At 63.9% G+C, this 24,468-nt stretch carries 23 protein-coding genes and 1 pseudogene; 5 read left to right on the forward strand and 19 right to left on the reverse strand.

Annotation, left to right across the window (positions count from 1 at the left end):
- Window positions 1–189 precede the first annotated feature (189 nt).
- The 5 genes from ACUXH0_RS24390 to ACUXH0_RS24410 all read right to left on the reverse strand — a co-directional run bounded on the left by ACUXH0_RS24390 (window position 190) and on the right by ACUXH0_RS24410 (window position 6,942).
- On the reverse strand, window positions 190–669 hold the full coding sequence (locus ACUXH0_RS24390) for an Hpt domain-containing protein (protein WP_182594766.1): 480 nt from the start codon (window positions 667–669) through the stop codon (window positions 190–192).
- Window positions 670–761: 92 nt separating this feature from the next.
- Window positions 762–3,857, reverse strand: coding sequence for an efflux RND transporter permease subunit (locus ACUXH0_RS24395; protein ID WP_024974733.1), 3,096 nt, complete (start codon window positions 3,855–3,857; stop codon window positions 762–764).
- Between the two features lie 2 nt (window positions 3,858–3,859).
- On the reverse strand, window positions 3,860–5,008 hold the full coding sequence (locus ACUXH0_RS24400) for an efflux RND transporter periplasmic adaptor subunit (protein WP_004627308.1): 1,149 nt from the start codon (window positions 5,006–5,008) through the stop codon (window positions 3,860–3,862).
- A gap of 4 nt (window positions 5,009–5,012) precedes the next feature.
- Complete coding sequence (locus ACUXH0_RS24405; RefSeq protein WP_012430313.1) at window positions 5,013–6,383, reverse strand: TolC family protein; 1,371 nt, start codon at window positions 6,381–6,383, stop codon at window positions 5,013–5,015.
- A 157-nt stretch (window positions 6,384–6,540) separates the two neighbouring features.
- Window positions 6,541–6,942, reverse strand: a complete 402-nt coding sequence (locus ACUXH0_RS24410) for a MerR family transcriptional regulator (RefSeq protein WP_012430314.1) — start codon at window positions 6,940–6,942, stop codon at window positions 6,541–6,543.
- Window positions 6,943–7,042: 100 nt separating this feature from the next.
- Here ACUXH0_RS24410 and ACUXH0_RS24415 point away from each other — a divergent pair, with 100 nt between their 5' ends.
- Window positions 7,043–7,465: a hypothetical protein gene (locus tag ACUXH0_RS24415; RefSeq protein ID WP_012430315.1), complete on the forward strand. Its 423-nt coding sequence runs from the start codon at window positions 7,043–7,045 to the stop codon at window positions 7,463–7,465.
- Between the two features lie 13 nt (window positions 7,466–7,478).
- On the opposite strand, the gene ACUXH0_RS24420 is transcribed toward ACUXH0_RS24415, so the two are convergent.
- The 8 genes from ACUXH0_RS24420 to ACUXH0_RS24455 form a co-directional block, all read right to left on the reverse strand.
- The gene (locus tag ACUXH0_RS24420) at window positions 7,479–7,895 is read right to left on the reverse strand and encodes a BON domain-containing protein (RefSeq protein WP_012430316.1); all 417 of its coding nucleotides are present in this window, start codon (window positions 7,893–7,895) and stop codon (window positions 7,479–7,481) included.
- Window positions 7,896–7,956: 61 nt separating this feature from the next.
- Window positions 7,957–8,427 (reverse strand): DoxX family protein, encoded by a 471-nt coding sequence (locus ACUXH0_RS24425; RefSeq protein WP_012430317.1) that lies wholly within the window; start codon window positions 8,425–8,427, stop codon window positions 7,957–7,959.
- Window positions 8,424–9,182, reverse strand: a complete 759-nt coding sequence (locus ACUXH0_RS24430; RefSeq protein ID WP_012430318.1) for an HvfC/BufC N-terminal domain-containing protein — start codon at window positions 9,180–9,182, stop codon at window positions 8,424–8,426. Before ACUXH0_RS24430 ends, ACUXH0_RS24425 begins: the two co-directional genes overlap by 4 nt.
- Window positions 9,169–10,035 (reverse strand): MNIO family bufferin maturase, encoded by an 867-nt coding sequence (gene bufB, locus ACUXH0_RS24435; RefSeq protein WP_012430319.1) that lies wholly within the window; start codon window positions 10,033–10,035, stop codon window positions 9,169–9,171. The genes ACUXH0_RS24430 and bufB overlap by 14 nt, the downstream gene beginning before the upstream one ends.
- Before the next feature lie 21 nt (window positions 10,036–10,056).
- Window positions 10,057–10,323: a BufA1 family periplasmic bufferin-type metallophore gene (locus ACUXH0_RS24440; RefSeq protein WP_004627292.1), complete on the reverse strand. Its 267-nt coding sequence runs from the start codon at window positions 10,321–10,323 to the stop codon at window positions 10,057–10,059.
- A 228-nt stretch (window positions 10,324–10,551) separates the two neighbouring features.
- On the reverse strand, window positions 10,552–11,076 hold the full coding sequence (locus tag ACUXH0_RS24445) for a hypothetical protein (protein ID WP_012430320.1): 525 nt from the start codon (window positions 11,074–11,076) through the stop codon (window positions 10,552–10,554).
- A 120-nt stretch (window positions 11,077–11,196) separates the two neighbouring features.
- Complete coding sequence (locus tag ACUXH0_RS24450; RefSeq protein ID WP_012430321.1) at window positions 11,197–11,466, reverse strand: H-NS family nucleoid-associated regulatory protein; 270 nt, start codon at window positions 11,464–11,466, stop codon at window positions 11,197–11,199.
- A gap of 158 nt (window positions 11,467–11,624) precedes the next feature.
- Window positions 11,625–12,527 carry a DMT family transporter gene (locus tag ACUXH0_RS24455; RefSeq protein WP_015855712.1) on the reverse strand — a complete coding sequence of 301 codons (903 nt, stop codon included), beginning with the start codon at window positions 12,525–12,527 and terminating at the stop codon, window positions 11,625–11,627.
- A 107-nt stretch (window positions 12,528–12,634) separates the two neighbouring features.
- Between ACUXH0_RS24455 and ACUXH0_RS24460 the strand changes: the two genes are divergently transcribed.
- Window positions 12,635–13,114: an Lrp/AsnC family transcriptional regulator gene (locus tag ACUXH0_RS24460; RefSeq protein WP_198135802.1), complete on the forward strand. Its 480-nt coding sequence runs from the start codon at window positions 12,635–12,637 to the stop codon at window positions 13,112–13,114.
- Between the two features lie 11 nt (window positions 13,115–13,125).
- On the opposite strand, the pseudogene ACUXH0_RS24465 reads toward ACUXH0_RS24460, so the two are convergent.
- Window positions 13,126–14,333: pseudogene (locus ACUXH0_RS24465) on the reverse strand (cystathionine beta-lyase).
- Window positions 14,334–14,413: 80 nt separating this feature from the next.
- Here ACUXH0_RS24465 and ACUXH0_RS24470 point away from each other — a divergent pair.
- Both ACUXH0_RS24470 and ggt read left to right on the forward strand, forming a co-directional pair.
- Complete coding sequence (locus ACUXH0_RS24470) at window positions 14,414–14,890, forward strand: Lrp/AsnC family transcriptional regulator (protein WP_004627279.1); 477 nt, start codon at window positions 14,414–14,416, stop codon at window positions 14,888–14,890.
- 143 nt (window positions 14,891–15,033) lie between these two features.
- Window positions 15,034–16,764, forward strand: coding sequence for a gamma-glutamyltransferase (gene ggt / locus ACUXH0_RS24475; protein WP_012430324.1), 1,731 nt, complete (start codon window positions 15,034–15,036; stop codon window positions 16,762–16,764).
- Window positions 16,765–16,840: 76 nt separating this feature from the next.
- On the opposite strand, the gene ACUXH0_RS24480 is transcribed toward ggt, so the two are convergent.
- The 5 genes from ACUXH0_RS24480 to ACUXH0_RS24500 form a co-directional block, all read right to left on the reverse strand.
- On the reverse strand, window positions 16,841–17,914 hold the full coding sequence (locus ACUXH0_RS24480; RefSeq protein WP_182594767.1) for a 4-hydroxyphenylpyruvate dioxygenase family protein: 1,074 nt from the start codon (window positions 17,912–17,914) through the stop codon (window positions 16,841–16,843).
- Between the two features lie 81 nt (window positions 17,915–17,995).
- Window positions 17,996–19,186: an MFS transporter gene (locus ACUXH0_RS24485; RefSeq protein ID WP_182594768.1), complete on the reverse strand. Its 1,191-nt coding sequence runs from the start codon at window positions 19,184–19,186 to the stop codon at window positions 17,996–17,998.
- Window positions 19,187–19,190: 4 nt separating this feature from the next.
- The gene (locus ACUXH0_RS24490; protein ID WP_182594769.1) at window positions 19,191–20,024 is read right to left on the reverse strand and encodes a shikimate dehydrogenase family protein; all 834 of its coding nucleotides are present in this window, start codon (window positions 20,022–20,024) and stop codon (window positions 19,191–19,193) included.
- 19 nt (window positions 20,025–20,043) lie between these two features.
- The gene (locus tag ACUXH0_RS24495) at window positions 20,044–21,429 is read right to left on the reverse strand and encodes an MFS transporter (RefSeq protein ID WP_004627269.1); all 1,386 of its coding nucleotides are present in this window, start codon (window positions 21,427–21,429) and stop codon (window positions 20,044–20,046) included.
- 231 nt (window positions 21,430–21,660) lie between these two features.
- On the reverse strand, window positions 21,661–22,428 hold the full coding sequence (locus ACUXH0_RS24500) for an IclR family transcriptional regulator domain-containing protein (protein ID WP_182594770.1): 768 nt from the start codon (window positions 22,426–22,428) through the stop codon (window positions 21,661–21,663).
- A gap of 130 nt (window positions 22,429–22,558) precedes the next feature.
- On the opposite strand from ACUXH0_RS24500, the gene ACUXH0_RS24505 reads away from it, so the two are divergent.
- Window positions 22,559–24,445 carry a bifunctional sugar phosphate isomerase/epimerase/4-hydroxyphenylpyruvate dioxygenase family protein gene (locus tag ACUXH0_RS24505; protein WP_182594771.1) on the forward strand — a complete coding sequence of 629 codons (1,887 nt, stop codon included), beginning with the start codon at window positions 22,559–22,561 and terminating at the stop codon, window positions 24,443–24,445.
- Window positions 24,446–24,468: the final 23 nt, after the last annotated feature.

The raw sequence follows: 24,468 nt of genomic DNA on the forward strand, positions 1-24,468 counted from the left end.
GCTGCAGTTGGAATGCGCCGACGTTGCCCGCGAAAGATAGTGGGGTAGTCTGTTCTAGATCAATAGTTGTAGTCACCCGTTGTATTGCGAGTTACGCAACGTACAACCTAATCGCTTAATTTATGTGGCTGAGAACATAAATAGCCGGGGGGGTTATTTAAGCGATGTGCGGCGCAGGGTGGCGGACGGTCAGCTCGCAACCGCAGCGTCTGACCACGGGCAGCCGCTTGCCTGCTGGCGGAATTCACTCGCCAGCGCGCGCAGGCAGGTGAGGGCGGATTGCATGTCTTCCACACGCTGCTGATACGGTCCGATGCTCTGCGCTGCGCGCTCGATGCAGCGGGCGGCATCGCCAATCGCCTGATGCCCAAGCATGCGAGCCGAACCGACGATGCGGTGCGCCGCTTCAACGATCTGTGTGTCGTCGTCAGCGGTGCGGATGGCGTTCGCCAGGTTGGCGAGATCCTGTTCCACCGTCTCACAAAATAAATCGACGATAAAACGCCATTGCTGCAGATCGGTGCCAAACAGCTCGGTGAGCGTAGTGATGACCTGCGGCGGGAATTGTGCGACGACGCTGGGGGAGACGTTGGACGTGGGGTGCATGGTGGCGGTGCGTGCGGTGGGAATCAGAGATGCACTCTGCTCGCCTCTTCCACGCGTCGCCATGAGATTGGTCCGATTCTGGTGTGAGCCCAAATGAAAACGGGCGCACCGCCGGTAAAGCGATGCGCCCGTTGCGCTTTCAGCACATGCGCAGGTTAAGGCAGCATGGCAGCAGTCGGATTGACGTCCGAATCGCGCGGGGGCGGACGACGATGGCGGTGCGCCCACGTGAAGACCACCGGCAACACCAGCAGGGTGAGAATCGTGGTTGTGACCATGCCCCCGACGATCACTAGCGCCAGCGGGCGCTGCGCTTCCGAGCCGATGCTGTGCGACAGCGCCGCCGGCAACAGACCCAGGCCTGCCAGCATGGCCGTCATGATCACTGGTCGCAGGCGCAGCGCGGCGCCATCGACGGTCGCTTCACGCACGTTTTCGGATTGGGACAGACGATTGACGTACGAAATCAGGATCACCCCGTCCTGGATGGCGATGCCGAACAACGACAGGAAGCCGATCCCCGCCGAAATCGACAGCGTCTCGTTGGCAATGTGCAGCGCCAGCAGCCCGCCGATGGCGGCAAACGGCACATTCAGCACCACCATCAGCGCATCCTTGAAATTGCCGAACGTGCTGTAGAGCAGCAGGAAGATCACAAGGATGGTCAACGGCACGATCACCATCAGCTTGCCCTGGGCGACCTTCATCTCGTTGAACTGGCCGTCCCACTTGACGGTGTAGCCTTCGGGCAGTTTTACGTTGCTGCCCACCACATGCTGGGCCTCGTCCACGGCGCCGCCCAGGTCACGGCCGCGCACGCCAAACTTGATGGCAATGTAGCGCTTGCCTTCCTCGCGGTAGATGAAGAACGGGCCATCGGTCATTTCCACCTTGGCGATCATCGACAGCGGAATGTGCTGGCCGTCAGGCGTATCGATCAGCAGCTCGCGGATGGCGTCGTACGACGCACGTGCCTGCTGATTCAGGCGCACCGCCAGGCCGAACGATTTCTCGCCCTCCAGGATTTGCGTGACCGGGGCGCCGCCAATGGCGTATTGCACGAGGTTCTGCACGTCGCTCACGTTGATGTTGAAGCGCGCAGCCGCCTGGCGGTCGATCGAAACGTTCAGCGTCGGCTGGCCCAGCTCGCGGAAGATACCCACGTCCACCAGGCCCGATACTTTCTTGAGCTGCGCCTGGATTTCGTTGGCCTTGGCTTCGAGCATGTTCAGGTCATTGCCAAACAGCTTGACCGAGTTCTCGCCCTTCACGCCCGAGAGCGCCTCATCCACGTTGTCCTGGATGTATTGCGAGAAGTTGTATTCGATGCCGGGAATCTTCTCCAGATGCTTCGACAGGCGCTCGACCAGCTTGCCCTTGGTCATGCCGGCCTCCCACTGGTCGGGCGGTGCGAAGTACAGGCCGTATTCCTGGTTGAATACGCCGGTAGAGTCGGTGCCGTCGTCCGGGCGGCCAATCTGCACCGAAACCTGCTTGATCTCCGGCTGCTTGGTGAAGTATGTACGCAAGTCGTTGGCCACCGACGCGGAGTAATCCAGGTCCACCGTATTGGGCAGCGTGATGCGCAGCCACAGGTTGTTTTCTTCCAGCGTGGGCAGGAACTCCGTACCGAGGAACGTGGCGCTGTACAGCGTCAGCAATAGCGCCGTAATGGCCGTGGCAAAGACGGCCATCGGGCGTGCAATGAGCTTGCGCAGCAATGGCTTGTACCAGCGCAGAATCGCCGCAATAAAGGCCGGCGAATGCGGATGCAGCGTTTTGCCGAAGACGAACGACGTGGTAGCCGGCACGAACGTCAGGCTCAGCACGATCGACGCCATCAGGGCAAAGCCCATCGTGAAGGCCATTGGCTTGAAGATGATGCCTTCCACCCCGCCGATGAAGAACAGCGGGGAATACGCCACGATGATGATGCCGGTGGAAAAAATCATCGCGCGCTGCACTTCGTTGGTCGCCTTGATGATCGCGTCTTCGAGCTTCTCGGCGCCTTCTTCGAGGTGCCGCATGATGTTTTCCATCACGATCACGGCCGCGTCGACGATCACCCCAAAGTCGATCGCCCCGAGCGAGATCAGGTTGGCCGGCACATGGAAGTGCTCCATGCTGATGAACGACACGCACAGCGCCAGCGGAATCACCGCCGCCACCACGGCCGCCGCCCGGAAGTTGCCCAGGAAGACGAACAACACCGCCAGCACCAGCGAGATTCCCACCACCAGTGTGTGTTCGACCGTGCCCATGGTGATGTCGAGCAGCACCTGGCGGTCGTAGAACGGCTTGACTTGAATGCTCTTGGGCAGGACGCCGTTGTTCAGCTCCGCCACCTTCTCGCGCACCTTGGCCAGCACCTCGGTGGCGTTGGCGTCGCGCTTGAGCAGCACGATGCCTTCCACCACGTCGGGCTGATCGTTGTATTGCACCTGGCCCAGACGCTGCACGTTCCCGACTTCCACTTCGGCAATATCGCGCACGCGCACCGGCACGCCATTGTTGGTGTTGACCACCACGTTGCGGATGTCGTCCACCGTCTGCAGCAGGCCCACGCCGCGCACGACGAACTGTTGCTCGCCATCGCGCAGCAGGTTGCCGCCGGTGTTGTTGTTGGCGTTGCCGATGGCCGTGATGAGCTGCGACAGCGTGATGCCGTACGACTGCAGTTTCGCCGGCGATGGGACGATGTGGTACTCCTTCACCTTGCCACCGAAGGAGCTGACATCGGCCACGCCCTGCACGTGCTTGAGCCCCTTGGAGATGTCGTAGTCCTGGTAGCTCTTGAGCGTGGTGAGGTCGACGCCATCGCCCTCGAGGCGAAAGCGCATGATCTCGCCGGTGGCGTCCGAGTCGGGGCTCAGTGAAGACTGCACGCCCGTCGGCAGGTTGGCGCTCGCCAGATACTGCGAAAAGTTCTGCCGCGCCTTGAAGCTATCGGTGCCTTCCTTGAATTTGAGCGTCACCACCGACAGGCCGAACAGCGATACCGAGCGGAACGACTGCACGTCCGGCACGCCGGCTAGTGCGTTTTCAATCGGGATGGTGATCTGCTGCTCGACTTCGGTCGTGCTGCGGCCGGGCCACTGCGTGATGGCCTGCACCGACAGCGGTGCCACGCCCGGATACGCCTGCAGTGGCAGCTCGCGGAACGACAGCACGCCAGCCACCAGCAACGCGACAGCCAGGAAGACAATCAGCAGCCGCCGCTTGAGAATGCCCGCGATGGGGTTGAAGCCCATGCCTACGCTCCTGCCTTGACGATCATCTCGTTAAGCAGCGCGGCACCGCGCACCACCACCTGCGACGAAGCCTCAAGCCCTGCCGTCACGGCAAAGTTGCCGTCGGTGCCGATGTCCTTGCCGTGCACTTCGACGCGCTTGAAGTGCGTAGCATCGCTCTGCACGATCACGAAGTAGCTGCCATGGTCTTTCACCAGGGCGGACTTCGGCACCACCGTGGCCTGGCCGGTGCCGGTCTGGATGCGCGCCGTGGCGTACATCTCGGGGCGCAGCAGGCCGTCGTTGTTCGGCACGTCGCAGCGCACCGTCAACGTGTGCGTGGCCGGGTCGATGTTTGGGGCGATGAAGCTCACGCGGCCCGTGAACTCGCGGTCCGGATACGCCGACGTGTGCAGCGAGATCGGCTGACCGATGCGCACGCTGGCAATGTCGTTCTCATACACATTGCCCGTAAACCACAGCACACGCGTATCGACGATGCTCATGAACGAGTCGCCCACGTTGAGGAAGGCGCCCGGGTCCATGTTGCGCTTGACGATCGTGCCCGAGATGGGCGCGCGCAGCGTCAGGTGTTCAGCCGGTGTGCCGCGCTTGGCTATTTGCGCGACATCGGCATCGGACATGCCCAGCACGTGCAGGCGACCTGCGGCGGACTGCACGGTGGCGTCTGCGTCTTCCTGCAAGTCCTTCATGTTGGAGCCCTTGAGCTGGCGGGCGGTATTCAGCGCCAGCAGGTATTCCTTCTGCGCAGAGATGTAGTCCGGCGCGTACAGCTCGGCAATCGGCTGGCCCTCACGCACCAGCGCCCCTTCGAACTGGAGGATGTGATCAAGCCGGCCGGCCACGCGTGCGGACGCCAGCTTGGTGCGCTCCGCGTTGTAGGCCAGCTTGCCGGGTGTGGACAATTCCACCGGCACCGAAAGCTGGCTGGCCTGCGCGACCTTCACCTGCTGGGGGTCGAAGCCGCCAGAAGGAATTTCAATGGAGTCCGGTTTCGGACGCGACGCGGCAGCCGGCGCAGATGCCGGGCCCGCTTCGGGTTTTGCAGTCTCGGCCGGCACGGCGGCAGGCCACTTGCGTCCGACCACCACGCCCACAGCGAGAGCCGCTGCCAGGGCGATCACAGCAACGACAGGAGAGAACTTCTTCATGATGTTATTGAGCTTGAACCGGCGAGCGGCCGGTGGCCGCGAGCAGCGCGTGATAGGCCTGCAAGGCCGTGGCCTGCGCCTGCGCGACCGCCAGTTCGGCGTTTTTGAGCGCGCCCTGGGCGGTAAGCAGGTCGTTGAAATCGGCGTTGTTGCTGGCGTAGTTGGTCATCGTGACGCGATAGGCCGCCAGCGCCTGCGGCAGTTGCCGCTGCTTGTTGAAGTCGAGCTGCGCAAGCGTCTGGCGCAGCGTGTTGTAGGCGGTATCGACGGCCAGTAACGTCTGCTGGCGCACCGACACGTCGTTCGCCTCGGTGGCAATCTGGCTTTCCACCGCCTGGTTCACGCCGTACTTCTCTTTGGTCAGGAACCAGAACGGGATGATCACGTCCAGCTCGATCTGGTAGCTGTTCGGGCGCACGCCATACGGCGGGTTGTCCGTCGTGACGGTGGCAATGACCTGGAAGTCGGGCAGGTAGGCCTTGCGCGCCAGCGTCACGCTCTTGCGTGCCGCGTCCATCAGCTCGGCCGATGCCTTGATCGACGGGTGCTCGCGCAGCGCCTGGTTTTCCAGTTCGGGCAGCGGTTCTTCCGGCAGGTGGACAGCCTCGTCGTCTGCGCGCAGCACGAGCGGGAAGCTCGGATCTTTCCCGATGAGCGTGTTGAGCGTCTGCAGCGTGCTGTCGTACTGGCGCTGAGCGGCAAACAGGTCGTTCTGCGCGCTGCTCTGCATGACCTGCGCGTTGAGGAAGTCTGCGTAGGCGGCGGCGTTGTTGGCGTAGCGCACACGCGTGATCTGCTTGACCTGCTCCAGGCGCGTGATGGTCAGCTTTTGCACGTCGATCTGCTTTTGCAGCGCAATCGCCTGGTAGTACGTGGTGGAAAGCTGCGCATAGAGCTGCAGGTACAGCGCGTCGTTTTGCGCGTTCAGGGACTCAGCCTGGCGATCGGCAATCTCGGCCGCCAGCGCTTTCTTGCCCGGAAACGGAATCTGCTGCGTCAGGTTGTACTGGCTGCCGCCCGCGCGGTTCACCGCCAGCGGGAATCCCTTCGGGATGCTGTTCCAGATATAGCCGAGCTGCGGGTTGTTGGGCGACGCAAGCTGCGGCGGTATCGACTTGGCTGACAGGTAGGTGTGGCGCCCCTGGATCAATTGCGGGTTGTTGCCTTTCAGCTCCTGCAACAGTTCGACCAGGTTGAAGCCAGCACCCGTCACGCCCGGCACGGATGGCTGGATCGGCGGCATGGTCGGGACCGGCATGCTGGCCGCAGCCGGCGCCGATGCCGGCGTGGCTGCCCAGGCAGCGGCAAATGGCAGGCAGGCCACCGCGCATAGCACGGCCCTTGCCCTTGAATGAAACGCACCCCGATATTTCACTGCAGCAGACTCCCCCTTGAGACGGGAGCGTTTTTACCGACGCGAACTTTCAAGCGCCTTTCACGGCTCAGCAAGCTGTCAGGATGGGGGAAAACGCAAAAACCCCGCCCTCCAGTGCCAGTCTGCGACAGTTATATGACAAGACATGACGACCGTCTCAGGCCGGTGCAAGTGGACATGCCATGCCGACGCGCGTGGCAAGTGCCTCTCGCATGGCCTGCAGGCTGGCGATGCGGGCATCAATGGTGGCAAGTTTCTCCCGCAGCAACGCGGTGACGGCGGCAACGGTGTCGGGTTGCTGCCACACCTGCGCCATGCCTTCTCTAATTTCCGCCAGTGTGAAACCCAGCTGCTGGGCCGTGCGGACGTACTGCACCAGTTCCACGATTTCGGGCGGATAGGCGCGGTAACCGTTGCTCCGGCGCCGCGCACGGATCAGTCCACGTGCCTCGTAAAAGCGCAGGCCATCCCGCGAGACGCCGGTGGCAGCAGCCAAGTCGCCGATGGACAGGTCGCCGGTATGCGCATTGGAAATGGGCGCGGGGAGAGCAGCAGGCATGGTGGTTTGGACGGGGGGGCGGTCAGGGGGGGGCTTGACCTTGGAGCGTACACCAAGCTTTAGCGTGGCGACTCCTTCACTTCCCTTTTGGAGTTTCACCATGGTTTCCGAATCGACCTTCCTGCGCATTGTGCGAGCCAGCGCCTGGTATGACCTGATCGTGACCGCACCCTTTGCCACGCCATGGACGTTCGCGCTGTTGCATCAGGCGCTGAGCGCATTGGCGCACGCGCTGGGCATCGGCAGCTTGCCGCCATTTGAGCCGACGCATCTGCTGATGGCCAACCTGATGGGATCGGTGGTGTGCGTGTGGTCGGTGCTGCGTATCCGACAGACGAGTGTGGTGCTCGGCCGGTACGACGCCGTGGCGCGCGGCCTGTTTGCGGCGTGGCAGGCATACGCGCTGGCATCGGGCGCTACGCTGCTGGTGGTGCCCTTCCTGATCGCAGAGATTGGCTTCGGGCTGCTGCAATCGCTGCCCGTGGGCCGCGTGCCCGGGCGAGCAGGCGCGCGGGCAGCGTAACCGCTTGCGTGGTTTAGCGCGCGGCCGGGGCGCTGGCCGGCGCCTCGGGCGGCAAGCCGGCCGGGATGTACGGGCCGCCGCCGAGCACCTGCATGCGCGACAGCACGCGCAACTGGTTGTCGAGTTTGGCCGAGTCAACAAAGCGTTTGACGTCGTCGCCGGCCCGGCGGGCCATCTCTGGGGTATCGACCCAGCCCGTCAGGATGACCTTGCCGTCCGGGCTGGATCGGATGCGAATCTGGCGCGTGCTGAGCGCCGTGTCCTGATCCAGCGCCGCCTTGACCTGGTACGTCAGGAGCGAGTCGTCGAGCATGCGCGCGCCGGCGGTGTTCGGGCTATCGCCCCACGCGCAGGCCGTAAGAAGCGCTGCGGCGCCGATTGCAGCCAACACACCGGCCGAGGCAGCGAAGGACAACTGAGGGAAGCGCATCGATGCTCCTGAAGAGAGGGCGACAGGCTCACATCATAAGCCTGCCGCCCACACAATCCGCTTAGTGCTTACGGCGCTGCCAAAGGTTCTGCGCCGCCAGCCAGCCGGGTCCCACCGTCGCCACGAGCGCAATCAGCACGCCCCAAACCAAGTGAAACTCGATGGCCGATGCCGACAGATTGGCCCAGTACGACACCGCTGCCACCACGTTGACAAAGAACAGCCCCGCCGCCGCCAGCCGGGGCACGATGCCGGCCAGCATCAGAGAGGGGAAGACCAGTTCGCCAAAGGTGCCAAGCGCCGCTGCCAGTGCGGGCGGCAGCAGCGGCACCTTGTATTCCTCGGTGAAGAGGAGCACGGTCGTGTCCCAGTCGTGCAGTTTGGTCAGGCCCGAGCGGAAGAACACGTAGAAGAGATACGCGCGCGCGATCAACAGGATGATCGAACAGAGCATGCTCTGCGGGCCGGCAAGCCGTTCCAGCGATGCGCGGATACGCGTGAGTGGGGCAAAGGTTGTGGTGAGGGTATTCATGGCGTGTCTCCGGTAGGCATTGTTGTGTGGCATGCAGATAGCGCGAGCAGCCCCGAGCGATAAAGGCCAGATAGGCTCGCGGTCAGATCAAAAGCTGGCAGCTCAGCCAACGTGGTCTCGAGCGCGGTCTGGAGCGATGGCGTAGCCTCGCAAGCTGCCAGAAACATCGCTGTGGCGGCATCGAGATCGAGCACGGCAACGCGGTGCCCCCGCACGGCAATCGCAGCGGCTTCGGCTGCGTCCAGGTCGATTTCGTTGAGCGCGATGGTTGCGCCGGGCTGATGTGCGCGCCAGATCGACACCACCGGCCACGGTGAGGCCACCCACTGCACACCTTCGATCAGCCCCGCGCGGACGGTGTCCGCGGGCTGCGCGAGGAGGGTGGCGTTCGCCGCTTCGACGTGTGCATCCGGGGCGTAATGCGCCCAGTGGACGCACCATTCCAGCCGCGCCACGTCAGCCAGATACGGCACACTGTGCGCCAACGGGCATTGCGCAATGACATCCGGCAGCGCATTGCCATAGCGATGCAGATTGGGCGATGTAGACGCCTGCGCGGCCAGCGTGTCGCGCACAAGCGCATCAAAGCAGTCGTTGCCGACCAGCGCGCGGCAGACGGGATAGGCCCCCGCCAGCGTGTTACGCAGAATGGCCAGACGCGCATTGCGGTAGATGGCGATGCCACGTGTTTCATCGTCGCTTACAGGATGCGTCAGCGCGCCGATGAGGTGTGCCTCCCAGTCAGGCAGTCGCATGGCGTGTCTCCTGCATGGCGTTGGTGTGGCGATTCAGTACCGCCTGGGCACGTGCCGCCTCGTCCAGCAACACCTGCACGGGCGGCAGTTCAGCGTCCCATTCGATCAGTGTCGGGCGTGCGCCGTGCTTGGCAACCCACGCGTTGTACAACGCCCAGACGGGCGCATGGACCGGCGCGCTATGCGTGTCGATCAGCATGCCGTCTTCCACGCTGAAGCCCGCCAGGTGAATTTCGCCGACCAGCGCTGGGTCGATATCGGTGAGTACGGATTCGACTGTCACGCCATGGTTGACGCTGTTCACGTACAGATTGTTTAGGTCCAGCAGGATGCCGCAGCCCGTGCGTCGGGCGAGGGCGGTCAGGAATGCGCCTTCGGAGATGGCCTCGTCGGCATCGACCAGCGTGCGGCAGTCGATGTACGCGGCAATGTTCTCGATCAGCAGCGGCTGCTTGAGAATGTCCTGTGCCCGCATGACGTTGGCGCAGACGATATCGAGCGATTCGCGGGAATAGGGCAGCGGCAAAAGATCGTTGACGACCTGCGCGCCGCTGCGGTTGAAGCACAGGTGCTCGGAAATGGCGGCCGGCGCTACGGCATCGGCAAGCATGGCGATGGCGCGTACGTGTTCGACATCCAGTCCATCCGCATTGCCAAGCCCCATGCCCACGCCGTGCAGGCTCACCGGCTGGTGCGCTCGCGCGGCCAGCAGCGCTGCACGTGCGGGGCCGCCATACAGATAGTTCTCGCTGTGCACTTCTGCCCACGGGAAGCGGGCTTCCCCGTGCAGCAGGGCAGGAAAGTGCGGCGCGCGCAGGCCTGCGCCGGCGCAGGTTGGCAGAGCGGTCTGCATGGCGGTCACCGGCGTCGCGCGTTACTTGGACGGAGTCTGCATCGTGCCGCCCATCTGCGCGCAGGTGCCGGCCGGCACGTACTTCCACGACATCGGGTCTTTGTCGATCTTCGACTGGCCGGCGCAGGCGTGGGCGCTGCCGGGGCTGGCGCAATCGTTCTGGCCGGCCTTGGCGACGCCGTAGCACTTTTCCTTGCCGGCAGCGTCGGCGGCGTGCACCGGCGTCGACAGTGCGCCCAGCGCGAGCAGGCTACCCAGAGCGGCGGCGATCATGGCGTGTTGTTTCATTTGTGTTCTCCTTGAGTGAACAGGTGTCGTTGAACGGCTGACGGGGCGAAATCCCTCGCCGTACGGTGCACTGCGGCATCGCGCAGATGTGTTCCGTGCACCTTCGTCGGCGCATGGCTGCGTTCCTGACACGGAGAGCGGAAATTTTTTGAATTTCTTTTTTAGGGCAGCGAACGGCAATAAAAAAGGCGACCCCAATGGGTCGCCTGCAGACTGAACAGGAAAGATTTACCTGGCGTGCGCAGCGCGCGTGCGTCCCGCCTTCTTTGCGGCAGCGGAGCGTCCCGCCGCGCCCTTGGTGGCGGCGCCTTTCTTGGCCGCCGCCGAGCGTTCACTGCTCGAACGCTTGGAGGCCGCGCTATGGGCCTGCTTGGATAGCGACGACTTGGATGCCGCCGAATGGCCTTCCTTTTGCAGCGTGCGTGTGGTGGTTTTGCTGCGCTTTGCGGTGGATTCCTTGCTGGCGCTGGCGCTGGCGTGGCTGCTCTTCTTGCTGCCCGCCTTCACGTCATGTTCCGCCTTCTTGCGCGTGGCAGCCGACGCCTTGCCTTCCCCCGGCGGCTTGATGGCAACGCCAGAGCGGCGTGCCTTGGATAGTCCAATCGCGATAGCCTGCTTGGTGTTTTTCGCACCGTGCTTGCCTTCGCGGATGTGATCCATCTCTTCCTTCACGAAGTTGCCTGCCTGCGTTGAGGCGGCCTTGCCGTGGCGCTTGTCGGCGCGCGCACGTTCTACGGTTTTGCGTTCCGGCATGATGACGTCCTCCGTTGGGTTGGAGCGCCGGCCGGCAATGCAGTGGAAACTCACAGATCAACGAACCGGCAGCGCTTACGCCAACAACCACGCAACCGGCGTACCTGCGCTGTCTGCGCGTCAGCCCACGCGGAAATGTTCGATGCTCTGTCCGGCATTGACGGCGCGTTGCAGCCAGTCGGGCATGTCGCCCGAGCCGTCCCAGTGCTGGCCGTCGGCGCTCATGTAGACCGGGCCGATGGACGCAGGTGGTGCGGGCGGCGGCGGTGGCGCGTCAAAGCAGCCATGCGCCTGCAAATCGTCGACAGACAGATCGTAGGTTTGCATTTGTTCCAGGATCCAGGCGATCGCGGTTTCGCGACCCGGCTCCGGCGGGTGACCTTCCTTCATCTTGTACGTATGTTTTGGGGTTTCTGTCCGCCGGCTGCCAAGGGGGAGAGAGAGGCAGGCGCAGGGCGCGCCGGGCGCCAGCGGAAAACACACAAGAATAACAGCAGTTGGGCCGCCCATTCGTGTTGCGAATGCGGGGGGCTATTGCGCGTATTGCGTTATTTGGAAACGGGGGATTCGGCCCGCGCCCGCAACCACCGATACGGCGACCACCCCAGGTTCATGCCCGCCGCCGCCAGCAGGATCCCCCCCGCGCCCAAAAACTGCGCGAGTTGCAGCCGATGCCCGAACGCAACAATGTCCACCACGATGGCAACAATCGGATAGACGAATGACAACGACCCCGTCAGATGCGTCGGCAGCCGCTGGATGGCGCCATAGAGGAGGATGTACATCAACCCCGTATGCACCACGCCCACCGTGACAAGCATCACCCACGTATGCGCATCGGCGGGCGGATGCGACAGGTTGGCCAGCGGCGCCAACATCAGCACGCCCACGCACACCTGGATGAGCGCGATCAGATGCGGCGGCGTACCGGCCAGTTTCTTGATCAGGAGCGCGGCCACCGCATACGCAAACGCCGCGCCCAGCGCCATCGCAATGCCCGCGAGGTAATCGGTACCGACGCTGGCGGCAGGCCCCACCTGCACGATCAGTACGACGCCGATAAAGGCGATGGCCAGCCACGTGAGCTTGGCGGCCGTCAGCTTTTCCGACAGAAACATCGCGCCCAGCCCGACCAGCATGAATGGCTGCGTGTTGTAGACCGCCGTGGCAATCGAGATGGACGCGCGCGGATACGCTGCAAACAGCAGCAGCCAATTGATGACGATGGCCACGCCGCCCAGCGTGGCAATCGCGGCGCGCCGCCACGTGATCGCGCCGCGCAGCAGGCCCAGTCCGGCGCATACCGCAAGCAGCGTCAGCGCGCCGAACACGCAGCGCCAGAACACAACGTCGGCCACCGGCTGGCCTGAGCGGACGACGAACCAGCCGATCGTCCCGGAGATGACCATGGCGGTGGTCATCTCGACCGTGCCGCGCGTCTTATCGTTCATGCGAACCACCTTGAGCATTGGATGCAAAAAGGATCGCATGCGGATTGCCTGACTTCCATTGCTTTTCTAAGGCAAACTAAAAGTTCTTTCTAATGAAATAAGGCGAAATGCCTGAATGGGCGAAAGGAGGCACGGTGAATACGATTGACGCGCTTGATCAACGCATTCTTGACGTCCTGCTGACCGATTCCCGCATCTCGCTCAAGCAACTCGCCGAGCAGGTGGGGCTGTCGTCCCCCAGCGTGTCGGAGCGTCTGCGCCGGCTGGAAGAGCGCGGCGTGATCCGGCATTACACCATCGACATTGACCCGGCATCGCTGGGTTACACGCTGCAGGCCATCGTCCGGGTGCGGCCCATGCCGGGCAAGCTGCATATCGTGCAGAAGCTGATCGAAGAGATTCCGGAGATTGGCGAGTGCGACAAGGTCACCGGCGAGGACTGCTTCATCGCCCGGCTGTACGTGCGCTCGATCGATCAGCTCGACCAGATTCTCGATCGCGTGGCCTATCACGCCGAGACCAACACCGCCATCGTCAAGACGCAGCCGGTCAAGCGGCGTGCGCCGCCGTTTGCATCGGCTGAATGACGCGCCGGCGGTCATGCGACGGCGGCGGGCTCCTGGATGGCTGCGCGAGCCATGGCTTGCCGCAGATCGGCAATCAGGTCTTCCGGCGCCTCCAGGCCGACATTGAGCCGCACCAGGCGGCCGCGATAGTGGCGGTTCGGCCGTGCCAGATCCGGATATGGCATCACCAGGCTGCTCGTGCCGCCCCAGCTCATGCCAATCCGGAACATGCGCAGCGCATCGATGAATGCATTGACCTGTTCGGCGGTGACGCTTTCCTGGAACACCACCGAAAACACGCTGGTTGCGCCGGTAAAGTCGCGCTTCCAGAGTTCATGGCCAGGACATGACGGCAGCGCCGGATGCAGCACAGTGGCAATGCAATCCTGCAGATGAAGCCAGCGCGCCACCGCCAGCGTGGAGGCTTGCAGGCGCTCAAGCCGCTGCCCCAGCGTTTGCAGGCCACGCAGCGCCAGGCTGCAATCGTCGGGCGAGGCGCCCATGCCCAGGTCGGCAAACGCGCTGCCTACACGTTCGAACATCGCCTTCGAGTTGACCGATACCGAACCGAGCAACAGGTCGCTGTGGCCGCCAACGTACTTGGTCAATGCCTGCATGCTGATGCCCACACCATGCGCAAAGGCATCGAAATACACGCCGGCCATGTAGGTGTTGTCGAGCGCCACCGGCACGCCGCGCGCGTGCGCCGCAGCCACGATTGCCGGCACGTCTTGCACTTCCCTCGTGACCGAGCCGGGGCTCTCCGTCCAAGCGAGCGCGGTGTTCGGGCGGATGCGCCCGGCGATGCCCGCGCCGATGAGCGGGTCATAGGTTTCGATGTCGATACCCATGCGTTTGAGCAGGCCGTCGGCCATGCTGCGATTGGGTCCGTACGCACTGAAGACACCAGTGCATGGCTGCCCGCCCCGCAGCAGGCCAAGTAGACGAGGGCGATGGCAGCCTGCCCGCCGGGGACGATAAAGCTGTGGCGAGCGCGCTCCTGTTGCGCAATCCGTGCGCCGAGTTCGATGGCGGTCGGTGTGCCGTAGAGGCCGTAGGTATAGCCGTGCTGCGCATGGCGCCAGTCGTCCACGACCTGCGCCGCGTGGTCGCACAGCACGGTTGAACCGTGGTAGACCGGTGTCACTAATGAACGAAAACCGCCAGGGGCAAGGGTTTCCGGGCTGACGAGCCGGGATTGCCAATGCATGGGATGGGCCTCTGCGAACACATGAACCATGAAATCCTATGTCACGTCCGGAGAGCAATTTCAGCTATTCTGCCGAGCCAGACGCAAAAATTTCTCGCTCCGAGTCGGCCATGGCCCCACAGAAATCGCTCGAACTCGACGCCTTCGACATCGCCATCCTCAACGCCGTGCAGCGGTGCTACACCACGCCGCTGCGTGTGATCGGGGAGGAGGTCAATCTATCGACCGCAGCCGTGCAGCGGCGCATCAAGCGGATGGAGGAGGCGGGCGTCATCGTCGGCAACGTGGCGGTGGTGCACCCTGAGCGGGTGGGCAAACCCATCACCGTGATCGTTGAGGTGCATGCCGAGCGCACCAATACCGCGGCAATGGCCGCGCTCAAGAGGGCGCTCTCCGGCCCAGAGGTGCAGCAGTGCTACTACGTGACCGGCGAGGCCGATTTCGTCCTCATCCTGAACGTGGCCACGATGACGGAATACGAAGCCCTCGCGCGCCGCCTGTTCGACGACAACGACAACATCAAGTGGTACCGCACGGCCGTGGTGCTCAACCGAGTGAAGGTTGGGCTTGAGGTACCACTGGGTTAGCGTTGCCTGCGTCCCACCACCCGCGCAACGCGTCAATACGGGGATGAGGCTATAGTGCGCCAGCGCGCCGCCTGATAAGGTTCGCGCGCCATAACACGTACGCTGGCACGACCGGCGTCCATGAGGGTACCAAAGGAGCTCCTATGCAGAATCCAAGAACAGGCATGCGGTGGATCGCCGCCGCAATCGCATCGATCAGCATCACGACCGTCACACACGCGGCATCCGTCGCACCCGTGGCCGCAGAGAACGGCATGGTCGTCGCGGCACAGCACCTGGCCAGCAAGGTCGGCGTGGAAGTGCTCAAGCGCGGCGGCAATGCTGTCGACGCGGCAGTGGCTGTGGGCTACGCGCTGGCCGTGGTCTATCCGGCAGCCGGCAACCTGGGCGGCGGTGGTTTCATGACCATCCAGCTGGCCGATGGTCGCAAGACCTTCCTCGACTTCCGTGAAGTCGCCCCGAAGGCCGCCACCGCCAACATGTACCTGGACAAGGACGGCAACGTCATCAAGGGCGCGTCCACCAAGGGTCATCTGGCCGTGGGCGTGCCGGGCACCGTGTCCGGCATGGAATACGCCCGCCAGAAGTACGGCACCATGCAACGCGCTGCACTGATCGCACCGGCCATCACGCTGGCCGAAAAGGGCTTCGTCCTCGATCAGGGCGATGTCGACATGCTGCACACCTCCACCAAGGACTTCCAGGAAGACGCCGCATCGGGCGCGATCTTCCTGAACAAGGGGCAGCCCTTCCAGGTGGGCGAGAAGCTGGTGCAGCATGATCTGGCCAAGACGCTGCGTGAGATCAGCACACATGGCACCGACGGCTTCTACAAGGGCTGGGTCGGGCAGGCCATTGCTGCATCGAGCAAGGCCGGCGGTGGCCTGATCACGCAAGATGATCTCGTCAGCTACAAGACGCGCGAGCTGGCGCCGGTCGAGTGCGACTACCGTGGTTATCACGTGGTGTCGGCACCGCCCCCGAGCTCGGGCGGCGTGATCATCTGCGAAATGCTGAACATCCTGGAAGGCTATCCGCTGAAAGATCTGGGCTGGCATTCCGCGCAGGCCACGCACTACCAGATCGAAGCCATGCGCCACGCCTACGTGGATCGCAACAGCTACCTGGGCGATCCCGATTTCGTGAAGAACCCGCTGGACCGTCTGCTGAGCAAGGACTACGCGGCCAAGATCCGTGCCGTGATCGACCCGAAGAAGGCGGGCGTGTCGAAGGACATCAAGCCGGGCGTCGAGCCGCATGAAGGCAGCAACACGACGCACTACTCGATTGCCGACAAGTACGGCAATGCGGTGTCGGTCACGTACACGCTCAACGACTGGTTTGGTGCGAAGGTCACGGCGGCCAAGACGGGCGTGATCCTGAACGACGAGATGGACGACTTCACCGCCAAGGTCGGCGTGCCGAACCTGTACGGTCTGGTGCAGGGCGAGGCCAACTCGATCGCCCCCGGCAAGCGTCCGCTGTCGTCGATGAGCCCGACCATCGTCACCAAGGACGGCAAGCCCGTCATGGTGGTGGGCACGCCGGGCGGCAGCCGCATCATCACGGCCGTCATGCTGACCATGATCAACGCGATCGACTACGGCATGAACGTGCAGGAAGCCGTCGACATGCCCCGCTTCCATCAGCAATGGCTGCCGGACGTGACCAACGTCGAGCCGTATGCGCTGTCGGAAGACACGCGCAAGATCCTGACATCGATGGGCCACAACCTTGGCGCGCCGCAGCCGGCCAACCACCTGGCGGCGATCATCGTCGGGGCGCCGTCGCTGGGCGGCAAGCCGGTTGGCAACAACCGCTTCTATGGCGCGAATGATCCGCGTCGCAACACGGGGCTGGCAGCCGGTTATTGATTGGCATTGCAGCACCCGCAGCACGAAAAAAGCCCGCCGAAACTTGGCGGGCTTTTTCTTTGCGGCGTTTCCCGGATCAGGCTGCCGCGGTCAGCACCGGCAGGTTACCTTCGCCAAAGCCGTGGTGCCCGCGCCGCTGCACGATCTCGAAGAAGATCTCGCCCGGATGGCGCTTGACGAAGGTTTGCAGGAACAGTTTGGGTGCGCCGTCGATGATTTCGCCGTCGACCAGGATGCCGTATCGGCGCAGGGCTTGCAGATCCAATCCGTGACCAGGCAGGCGCGCGTCGACGGTGTCGTAATAGTGCGCGGGCGGCTCGATGAAAGTGAGGCCGTTGGCGGCGAGCGATGTGGCTGTGCGCAGGATGTCGTCGGTGGCCAGCGCAATGTGCTGCACGCCTTCGCCGGGATGGTCGGGCAGGTAGGCGTGCATGAGATGGGCGCGGTGCGTGCCCTCTTCATAGAGCGGAATGCGGATCATGCCGCACGACGACACCATCACGCGGGAATCGGCCGCCACGTGCCAGTTGGCGTGCAGCTCGTGGATTTCGCTGAAGCCGAGCTGGTTGCGGTAGAAGTCGATCCAATCCTGCAGGCGGCCGGGGCCGACGGTTTGCGTCAAGTGGTCGACGCGGGCCAGTCCAACGCCGGCGTGGTGCCAGTCCTCATGCGCTGTGGCGGCGTCCAGCGGCCGGAAGTCGATGTCGTAGATGGAGATGTCGCCCAGGCCGCCCCTGGCACCGTGCTTGCCGCGCCAGCGGTCGACAAAATACAGGTGCGTATCGCCCACGCCCTGGATAGCCGGGATCACGAGTTCGCTCGGGCCGATCGGCTCTGCCTCGGGCGGCCATGCGCCCAGTTCGACGGCGCGGTCATAGGCGTGCTGGGCATCGTCGACGCGGATCCCGATGGCGCAGATACCCACGCCATATTCCTCGGCCCAGCGGTGTGCGAATGAATCGGCTTCAGCATTGACGAGGAAGTTCATGTCGCCTTGCCGATACAGCGTGACATCCTTGCTTACGTGCCGGGCGATGGCCTTGAAGCCGAGCGATGCGAACACCTGGCCGAGCGCTGCCGGCGCTTGCGTGGCGAACTCAATGAACTCCAAGCCGGCGGTCTTGAACGGCAGGTCGACGTTGCGGCTCATGGTCAAACTCCTGTGGCTGAAGCAAAGAATGGGGACACCGCATTGTGTACCACGGGGGTGGCAATGCGCATCCGGCAGTCGCTATGCGGCAGCGCTTTGTGGATCCGGCTGGCTCTGCAGCTTCGGCAGCCAAAGGAAGGCGATGGACGCCAGCACGGTGCCGGCAAGCATCATCGGCACCACCATGGGCCAGGCGCCGAGGCTGTGCAACGTGTCATCAAAGGCTGCTGCAGTCTGCCCCAGGCAGAAGGCCGCCAGCATCATGATGAAGCCCGACCATGACACCGCGCGCCCCGCAAGGTGCGGCAACTCGCCCACCGCGCCTGCCTGGCCGCAGGGCTGGTGAATGCCGTGGCCCATGCAGTAGATGCCGTGCCCAAGCAGCAGCGGCCACGCTTGTCCGGGAAGCAGCCAGCAGCCCAAACCCTGGATGCCGGCGCCAACCAGGCTGAGGGTGGCGCCTTGCTGCACCGTCCGCACGAGGCTCTGGCGGCGCAGCAGGCGCCGGCAGCCGGTCGTACTCACGATATAGACGAGCGAGCCGCCAGCCGGTATCCAACCATAAAGCTCGGGCGATAAGCCGAGGTACGCGATATAGACCATCGGCGAGAGCAGCAGGAAGCAGAAGATGCCGGCGTAGGTCGTGGCCGCCAGCAGCCCCCAGGCGCGAAAATCCGCGCTGGCAAAGATCTCGCGCACGCTGCCTGCCTGGATGTGTGTCTCTTGCCGGGTTTCGGCAAAGCCATACCAGCACATCGCCCACAGCACGATTGCATAGAGGCTCATGCCCACCAGCACCCAGCGCCAACCCGCGTGTTGCGCGACAAAGGCACCGAGAATCGGTGCCATCAACGCCACGAAGCCCAGCCCCGTGAGGCCGCGTGCCATGACGTGCGGACCATCGCGTGCCGGGTGCAGATCGCGTACGGCAGCACGCGCACACACGAGGATGGCGGCCATCGAGAAGCCCTGCAGCGCGCGCGCAGCGGTCAGCATGGAAGCGGTTGTCGCCAGCGCGCCGGCCAGTGCAGCCAGGGCGTAGCACGCGAGCCCGATCAGCAGCACATGGCGCCGGCCAAAACGATCGGCCAGGCTGCCCATCGGCAGTTGCCCGATGCCAAAGGCCAGCGCGAAGACCGTGAGGCTCGTGCTGGCCGATCCCAGCGCCTGGGCAATGGCGGGCAGGGCGGGGAGGTAGCTGTCGGTCGCAACCGGCTGTGCCGACAGCAACAACGGCAGCAGCAGGGCAAAGCTCAGAGGGCGACGCGTCATCGGCTCAGTAGGCAATGGCAGCGCTGCGCCGCAGCTCATCTGCGGTGGCGGTGCCGAAGCCGAAGAACTCCAGGTACGCGGGAATCATCTCGAACAGCATGTCGGTGCCGACCTGGACATCGCAACCCTTGTCGAGCGCCGCGCGCAGCAGCGGCGTGTACTCGGATTTCATGACGACCTCGCCGACGAAGCAGCTCGGTGCGATGCGGGCGGCGTCGAAGGGCAGAGGATCATCGTCCTTCATACCGACAGGTGTGGCGTTGACGACCACATCGAAGCCATCCGGATCATTCGATCCGGTACGCACCGCAAGCGCGGGGTAGTGCTCGAGTAGACGTCGGCCGAGCGATTCGGCGGATTCTGCGCGCGTGTCGTACAGGGCCAACTCGCCCACACCGGCCGCCGCCAGCGACGCGGCAATCGCCGAGCCGACACCGCCGGCGCCCGAGAGCAGCACGCGCGCGCCTTCCAGCTGGCGCCCCTTGCGCAGCACGCCGCGCACGAAGCCGGCGCCGTCGAACTGGTCGCCCAGCAACGTGCCGTCATCGCGCTTGAGCACCGCATTGCAGGCGCCGGCAATGCGCACCGCCGGCGTGACTTCATCGACCAACTCCACCGTGGTGACCTTGTGCGGCATGGTGATCAGCGCGCCCCGCAGGTTGGTGAAACGGCAGATCGACGCGAAGCTCTGCGGGTAATCCTCTGCCTTGACCCCCATGGGCATCACAACGGCATCGATGCCTTTTTGCTCGAACCAGGGGTTGTAGATCATCGGCGACTTGAACGTCTCGGTCGGGTAGCCGATGTGGGCGATGAGGGTGGTTTTTCCAGAAATCATGGTTCAGGGCAGGGGTGTTTCAGGCAGCGAGGGCTCCGGCCCGCTGGCGGGCATATTCTGCCTTGTCGACGGGTTGGGCGGCTGGCTGACCCAGGTCGTCCATGTGGATGCGGTACGTCTCACGAGCGGTCATGGCGGCCACGGCGGCAATCACCGTTACGCCAAAGGCAATGGCGCCCACGGTCAGCCAGATGTTGGTGGCTCCCGGCGGTGCCACGGCGGTGAAGAGGGCCGGCAGCATGGCAGTAATTGCGGTGCCGATGTTCTGCGAAATCGCCATAGCCGATACACGGGTGCGCGTCGGGAACAGCTCCGGATAGAAGCTCGGGAACACCGCGTTGTAGCCCTGATAGACCACGCCCCACATCAGGATCGACATGCCAAAGGCCAGCGGCACGTTCTTGATGCTGATGGCATACAGATACGCAAACGCAAGCACGCCGGCGAGCAGCGAGCCCAGCACGATCGGTGGCTTGCGGCCGATGCGGTCGGACAGGTCGCCAACATACGGAATGACCAGCACGGCAACGATGTTGCCCACCACCGGAATCCACAGGTAGATGTCTTTGGCAAAGCCGATGCCGTAAGCCGGCTGCACCGCGTAGGCGGCCCCAAAGATAGTCGCCACCACCGGAATCACGTTCATCAGCGCCATGCAGACCACGCGCAACATGTCGGGTGTGCTGTATTTGAAAGCGTCGATCACGGGCGAGCGCGGGCGGCCTTGTTGCTGTTGCTCAGCGGTAAACGCCGGTGTTTCGTGCACTTCGCGGCGGATGACGTAGCCCGCGATGATGACCACGAAACTCAGCAGGAACGGAATGCGCCAGCCCCAGCTGTTGAACTGGTCGGCCGGCATGTAGTGCGCCAGCGGCAAGAACACGGCAGCCGCCAGGATCTGGCCCGCCTGCACCCCTTGCAGCGTAAAGCTCGCAAAAAACCCGCGCCGGCCAAATGGTGCGTGCTCCAGGATCATCGAACTGGCGCCCGAAATTTCCCCGGCCACGGCAAACCCCTGGATCAGCCGCATGATGACCAGCAACGTGGGAGCCCACAGCCCAACCTGGTCGTACGTGGGCAGCAAGCCCACGGCAATGGTCGAAAAACCCATCAGGAACATGCACCAGAGCAGCACGTTCTTGCGCCCGTGCGTGTCGCCCAGATGGCCCAGCACGAACGCCCCGATCGGCCGCGCGATGTAACCCACGCCGTACGTGGCAAGCGAGGCGATGATGGCCGTCTTGGGGTCGCCCTTGGGGAAGAAGATCTGCGGAAAGATCAGCGCCGCTGCGGTGGCGTAGATAAAGAAGTCGTAGTACTCGAGCGCCGAGCCGATCCAGCCGCTGGCGGCGGCTTTCTTCGACTGGTGCTTGCCCAAGGGCTCGTGGGCAGGGGCTGCGGTCATGGTTGTCTCCGGTTTTATCTGTGCGGCCTATCGTGCGATGCGTTCGATGAAGGGCCGTCTGTACACGCAACGCAGCGTAGTCCGCCGCCGGGGCGACGCACAAGCGATCGCCCGTTGAATTCGTTCGATAATCGCACAATATGGTGCGAATAACGCACGACTCAAGGGTTTCTCCGAGTCCGTACGTGTGTCAAAGCATGGCGTCCTGGTGCAACGAAGGTGCGTGGCGCGCTACAGCACGCGCATGATCGAAAGGGCGGTGTCCTGCAGCACCTGCAGAACACGCTGCAAGGCGTGCTCGGTGGTTTCCGCACCGACCTGCATGTTCACGCTCAACGCTGCGATCACGTTGCCATGGCGATCGCGCAGCGGCACCGCCACCCCACGAACGCCAATCTGCAGTTGCTGCTCGACCACGGCGTAGTCCTGCCGGCTGGCCTTGCGGATTTCATCGAGCAGCCGGTCGCGCTGCAGGATCGTGTACGGCGTATAGGGCGTCAGCACACAGGTTTCCAGCCATGCCTGGACGGTGTGCTCGGGCAGAGCGGCCAGCATCATCACCCCCGCCGATGCCAGCGGTGCCGGCACGCGCGCCCCCAGCACGAAGCCGGTACTCATGACGCGGCTCGTGCTGGTGCGCGAAATGAAAACGAGCTCCCAATCATCCAGCACGCTGAGGTATGCCACCTCGCCCACGGCGGCGGTCACCTGCTGCAGGAACGGCTGCACCGTGCGCGGCAGGCGCGCCGAATCGAAGTACGACCAGCCGACCTTCAGCACACGCGGCGTCAGACTGAACAGCGTGCCTTCGCTGGTGAGGTAGCCCAGGTGTTCAAGCGTCAGCAGGTAACGGCGCGCGGCTGTGCGGGTAAGGCCGGTCAACTCGGCGGCCTGGGTGGGCGTCAACCGCGGGTGCTCGTGGTCGAATGCCTCCAGGATCGCGAGCCCTTTTTCCAGCCCGGCGATCCAGTCGCGCCGGTTCAGCGGTTCCTTCGTCATGGCGATAACCCTAAAAACGAGCGATATGTGCGCATGATTGTACGGTGATCGCACGCTGTTGCGCGAATGCCGCTTGTGAATGCGGGGTGTGGCCACCTACGCTGCGGGCATCGTCAGACAACGCATCGCCATGAATTCGCTCCGCGCAGCGCGCTATCCCAAATGCATCGCCACCGTGTGCCTGTCCGGCACGCTGCCTGAAAAGCTGGAGGCGGCGGCCGCTGCCGGTTTTGATGGCATCGAGATCTTCGAAAACGATCTGCTGAACTTCGACGGCTCGCCGGACCGCGTGCGCCAGATGGCGGCAGACCTTGGGCTCGCGATCATGCTGTACCAGCCGTTCCGTGACTTCGAAGCCATGCCGCGTGAGTTGTTCGCCCGAAACCTGGCGCGCGCCGAGCGCAAGTTCGACGTGATGGCCGAACTGGGCGTCGAGACGGTGCTGGTATGCAGCAACGTGCAGGACATCGCCATCGACGACCCGGCGCGCGCAGCAGACGATCTGCGCCAGATGGCGGAAGCTGCGGCCGGGCGTGGGCTGCGTGTGGGCTACGAGGCGCTGGCATGGGGGCGGCACACGCGAACCTGGCGGCAAGCGTGGCAAATCGTGCAGCAGGCTGACCACCCGGCGCTCGGGCTGATTCTCGACAGTTTCCATACGCTGTCGCTGGGCGACACGTTGGATGGCCTCCACAACGTGCCGGCGGACAAGCTCTTCTTCGTGCAGTTTGCGGATGCGCCAAGGCTGTCGATGGACGTACTGTCCTGGAGCCGGCATCACCGTAACTTCCCGGGGCAGGGCGACCTGCCGGTGACGGACTTTGCGCGCGACTTGCTTGCTGCAGGCTATACCGGGCCCTTGTCGCTCGAAGTCTTCAATGACGATTTCCGCTCCGCGCCCGCGCGGCTCACGGCGCTGGATGGCATGCGTTCACTACTCTGGCTGGAGTCCGAAGCGGGCGGGGCAGAACTGCCGGCCGCAGCTCAATTTGAAGGCGTGGACTTCCTGGAGTTTGCCGTGGATGCCGCGGCAGGGCGGGAGCTTGAAACGCGCCTGCGTGCGCTGGGTTTTGCCTTTGCCGGGCACCATCGCTCCAAGGCCGTTGACCTGTATCGGCAAGGCCGCGTCAACGTGATCCTGAACATGGAGCAGGACAGCGCGGCGTCGGAGCATTTCGAGCTGCACGGGCCGTCTGTCTGCGCGATCGGCCTGAAGGTGGACGACGCCGAGCGCGCCATGGCACGCGCACGTGTGCTGTGCGCCCAGGAGTGGCGCGGGCCGGTGGGGCCTGCCGAACGCAGCATTCCCGCGCTGCGGGCCCCCGATGGCACGCTGCTCTATCTGATCGACGACCGCCAAGCCGATCGCAGCATCTACGAAAGCGATTTCGTTCTCCATCCTGGCATACAGGACGATGCAGCGGGATTGGCATCAATCGACCACGTCGCGCACGCGCTGCCCGCACATCGGCTCGACAGCTTCGTGCTGTTCTACCGGGCCATCTTCGGCATGGAAGCCGAACCCGAACAGGAGATTGCCGACCCGTACGGCCTAGTCAAAAGCCGTGCGATGGTGAGCCCCGACCGCAACGTGCGGATTCCGCTCAACGTATCGGAGAGCGGGCGCACCGCCACCGGCCGGTTCATTGCCGCCTACGCGGGCTCGGGCGTGCATCACATTGCCTTCCGCACCGAGCGGCTGTTCGAAACCATTGAGGCCATCGACCGAGGCGCCGCCCACCTGCAGCACGTGCCAGAGAACTACTACGACGACGTTGCCGCCCGCCTGGGGCTGGACGATGCGCTGCTCACCCGCCTGCACGACGATGGTCTGCTCTACGACCGCGACCCGCACGGCGATTTTCTGCACACCTACACCGAGCCCTTTCGCGAGCGCTTCTTCTTCGAGCTTGTCCAGCGCAACGGCTACCTGGGCTACGGCGCGGCAAACGCCGCTGTGCGCATGGCCGTACAGGCGCAACTGAGCCGCACCACCACCAATACGGCTGACCACTGAGTCACGAAGACTTTGGCGCTCGC

This window comes from Ralstonia sp. 110700041-2, from assembly GCF_056280165.1.

What these genes read in the sequence shown, in the direction of transcription:
- ACUXH0_RS24390 (WP_182594766.1), bottom strand. Translation starts at nt 669, where the DNA reads ATGGCGACGCGTGGAAGAGGCGAGCAGAGTGCATCTCTGATTCCCACC.
- ACUXH0_RS24395 (WP_024974733.1), bottom strand. Translation starts at nt 3,857, where the DNA reads ATGGGCTTCAACCCCATCGCGGGCATTCTCAAGCGGCGGCTGCTGATT.
- ACUXH0_RS24400 (WP_004627308.1), bottom strand. Translation starts at nt 5,008, where the DNA reads ATGAAGAAGTTCTCTCCTGTCGTTGCTGTGATCGCCCTGGCAGCGGCT.
- ACUXH0_RS24410 (WP_012430314.1), bottom strand. Translation starts at nt 6,942, where the DNA reads ATGCCTGCTGCTCTCCCCGCGCCCATTTCCAATGCGCATACCGGCGAC.
- ACUXH0_RS24415 (WP_012430315.1), top strand. Translation starts at nt 7,043, where the DNA reads ATGGTTTCCGAATCGACCTTCCTGCGCATTGTGCGAGCCAGCGCCTGG.
- ACUXH0_RS24420 (WP_012430316.1), bottom strand. Translation starts at nt 7,895, where the DNA reads ATGCGCTTCCCTCAGTTGTCCTTCGCTGCCTCGGCCGGTGTGTTGGCT.
- ACUXH0_RS24425 (WP_012430317.1), bottom strand. Translation starts at nt 8,427, where the DNA reads ATGAATACCCTCACCACAACCTTTGCCCCACTCACGCGTATCCGCGCA.
- ACUXH0_RS24430 (WP_012430318.1), bottom strand. Translation starts at nt 9,182, where the DNA reads ATGCGACTGCCTGACTGGGAGGCACACCTCATCGGCGCGCTGACGCAT.
- bufB (WP_012430319.1), bottom strand. Translation starts at nt 10,035, where the DNA reads ATGCAGACCGCTCTGCCAACCTGCGCCGGCGCAGGCCTGCGCGCGCCG.
- ACUXH0_RS24440 (WP_004627292.1), bottom strand. Translation starts at nt 10,323, where the DNA reads ATGAAACAACACGCCATGATCGCCGCCGCTCTGGGTAGCCTGCTCGCG.
- ACUXH0_RS24445 (WP_012430320.1), bottom strand. Translation starts at nt 11,076, where the DNA reads ATGCCGGAACGCAAAACCGTAGAACGTGCGCGCGCCGACAAGCGCCAC.
- ACUXH0_RS24450 (WP_012430321.1), bottom strand. Translation starts at nt 11,466, where the DNA reads ATGAAGGAAGGTCACCCGCCGGAGCCGGGTCGCGAAACCGCGATCGCC.
- ACUXH0_RS24455 (WP_015855712.1), bottom strand. Translation starts at nt 12,527, where the DNA reads ATGAACGATAAGACGCGCGGCACGGTCGAGATGACCACCGCCATGGTC.
- ACUXH0_RS24460 (WP_198135802.1), top strand. Translation starts at nt 12,635, where the DNA reads ATGCCTGAATGGGCGAAAGGAGGCACGGTGAATACGATTGACGCGCTT.
- ACUXH0_RS24470 (WP_004627279.1), top strand. Translation starts at nt 14,414, where the DNA reads ATGGCCCCACAGAAATCGCTCGAACTCGACGCCTTCGACATCGCCATC.
- ggt (WP_012430324.1), top strand. Translation starts at nt 15,034, where the DNA reads ATGCAGAATCCAAGAACAGGCATGCGGTGGATCGCCGCCGCAATCGCA.
- ACUXH0_RS24480 (WP_182594767.1), bottom strand. Translation starts at nt 17,914, where the DNA reads ATGAGCCGCAACGTCGACCTGCCGTTCAAGACCGCCGGCTTGGAGTTC.
- ACUXH0_RS24485 (WP_182594768.1), bottom strand. Translation starts at nt 19,186, where the DNA reads ATGACGCGTCGCCCTCTGAGCTTTGCCCTGCTGCTGCCGTTGTTGCTG.
- ACUXH0_RS24490 (WP_182594769.1), bottom strand. Translation starts at nt 20,024, where the DNA reads ATGATTTCTGGAAAAACCACCCTCATCGCCCACATCGGCTACCCGACC.
- ACUXH0_RS24495 (WP_004627269.1), bottom strand. Translation starts at nt 21,429, where the DNA reads ATGACCGCAGCCCCTGCCCACGAGCCCTTGGGCAAGCACCAGTCGAAG.
- ACUXH0_RS24500 (WP_182594770.1), bottom strand. Translation starts at nt 22,428, where the DNA reads ATGACGAAGGAACCGCTGAACCGGCGCGACTGGATCGCCGGGCTGGAA.
- ACUXH0_RS24505 (WP_182594771.1), top strand. Translation starts at nt 22,559, where the DNA reads ATGAATTCGCTCCGCGCAGCGCGCTATCCCAAATGCATCGCCACCGTG.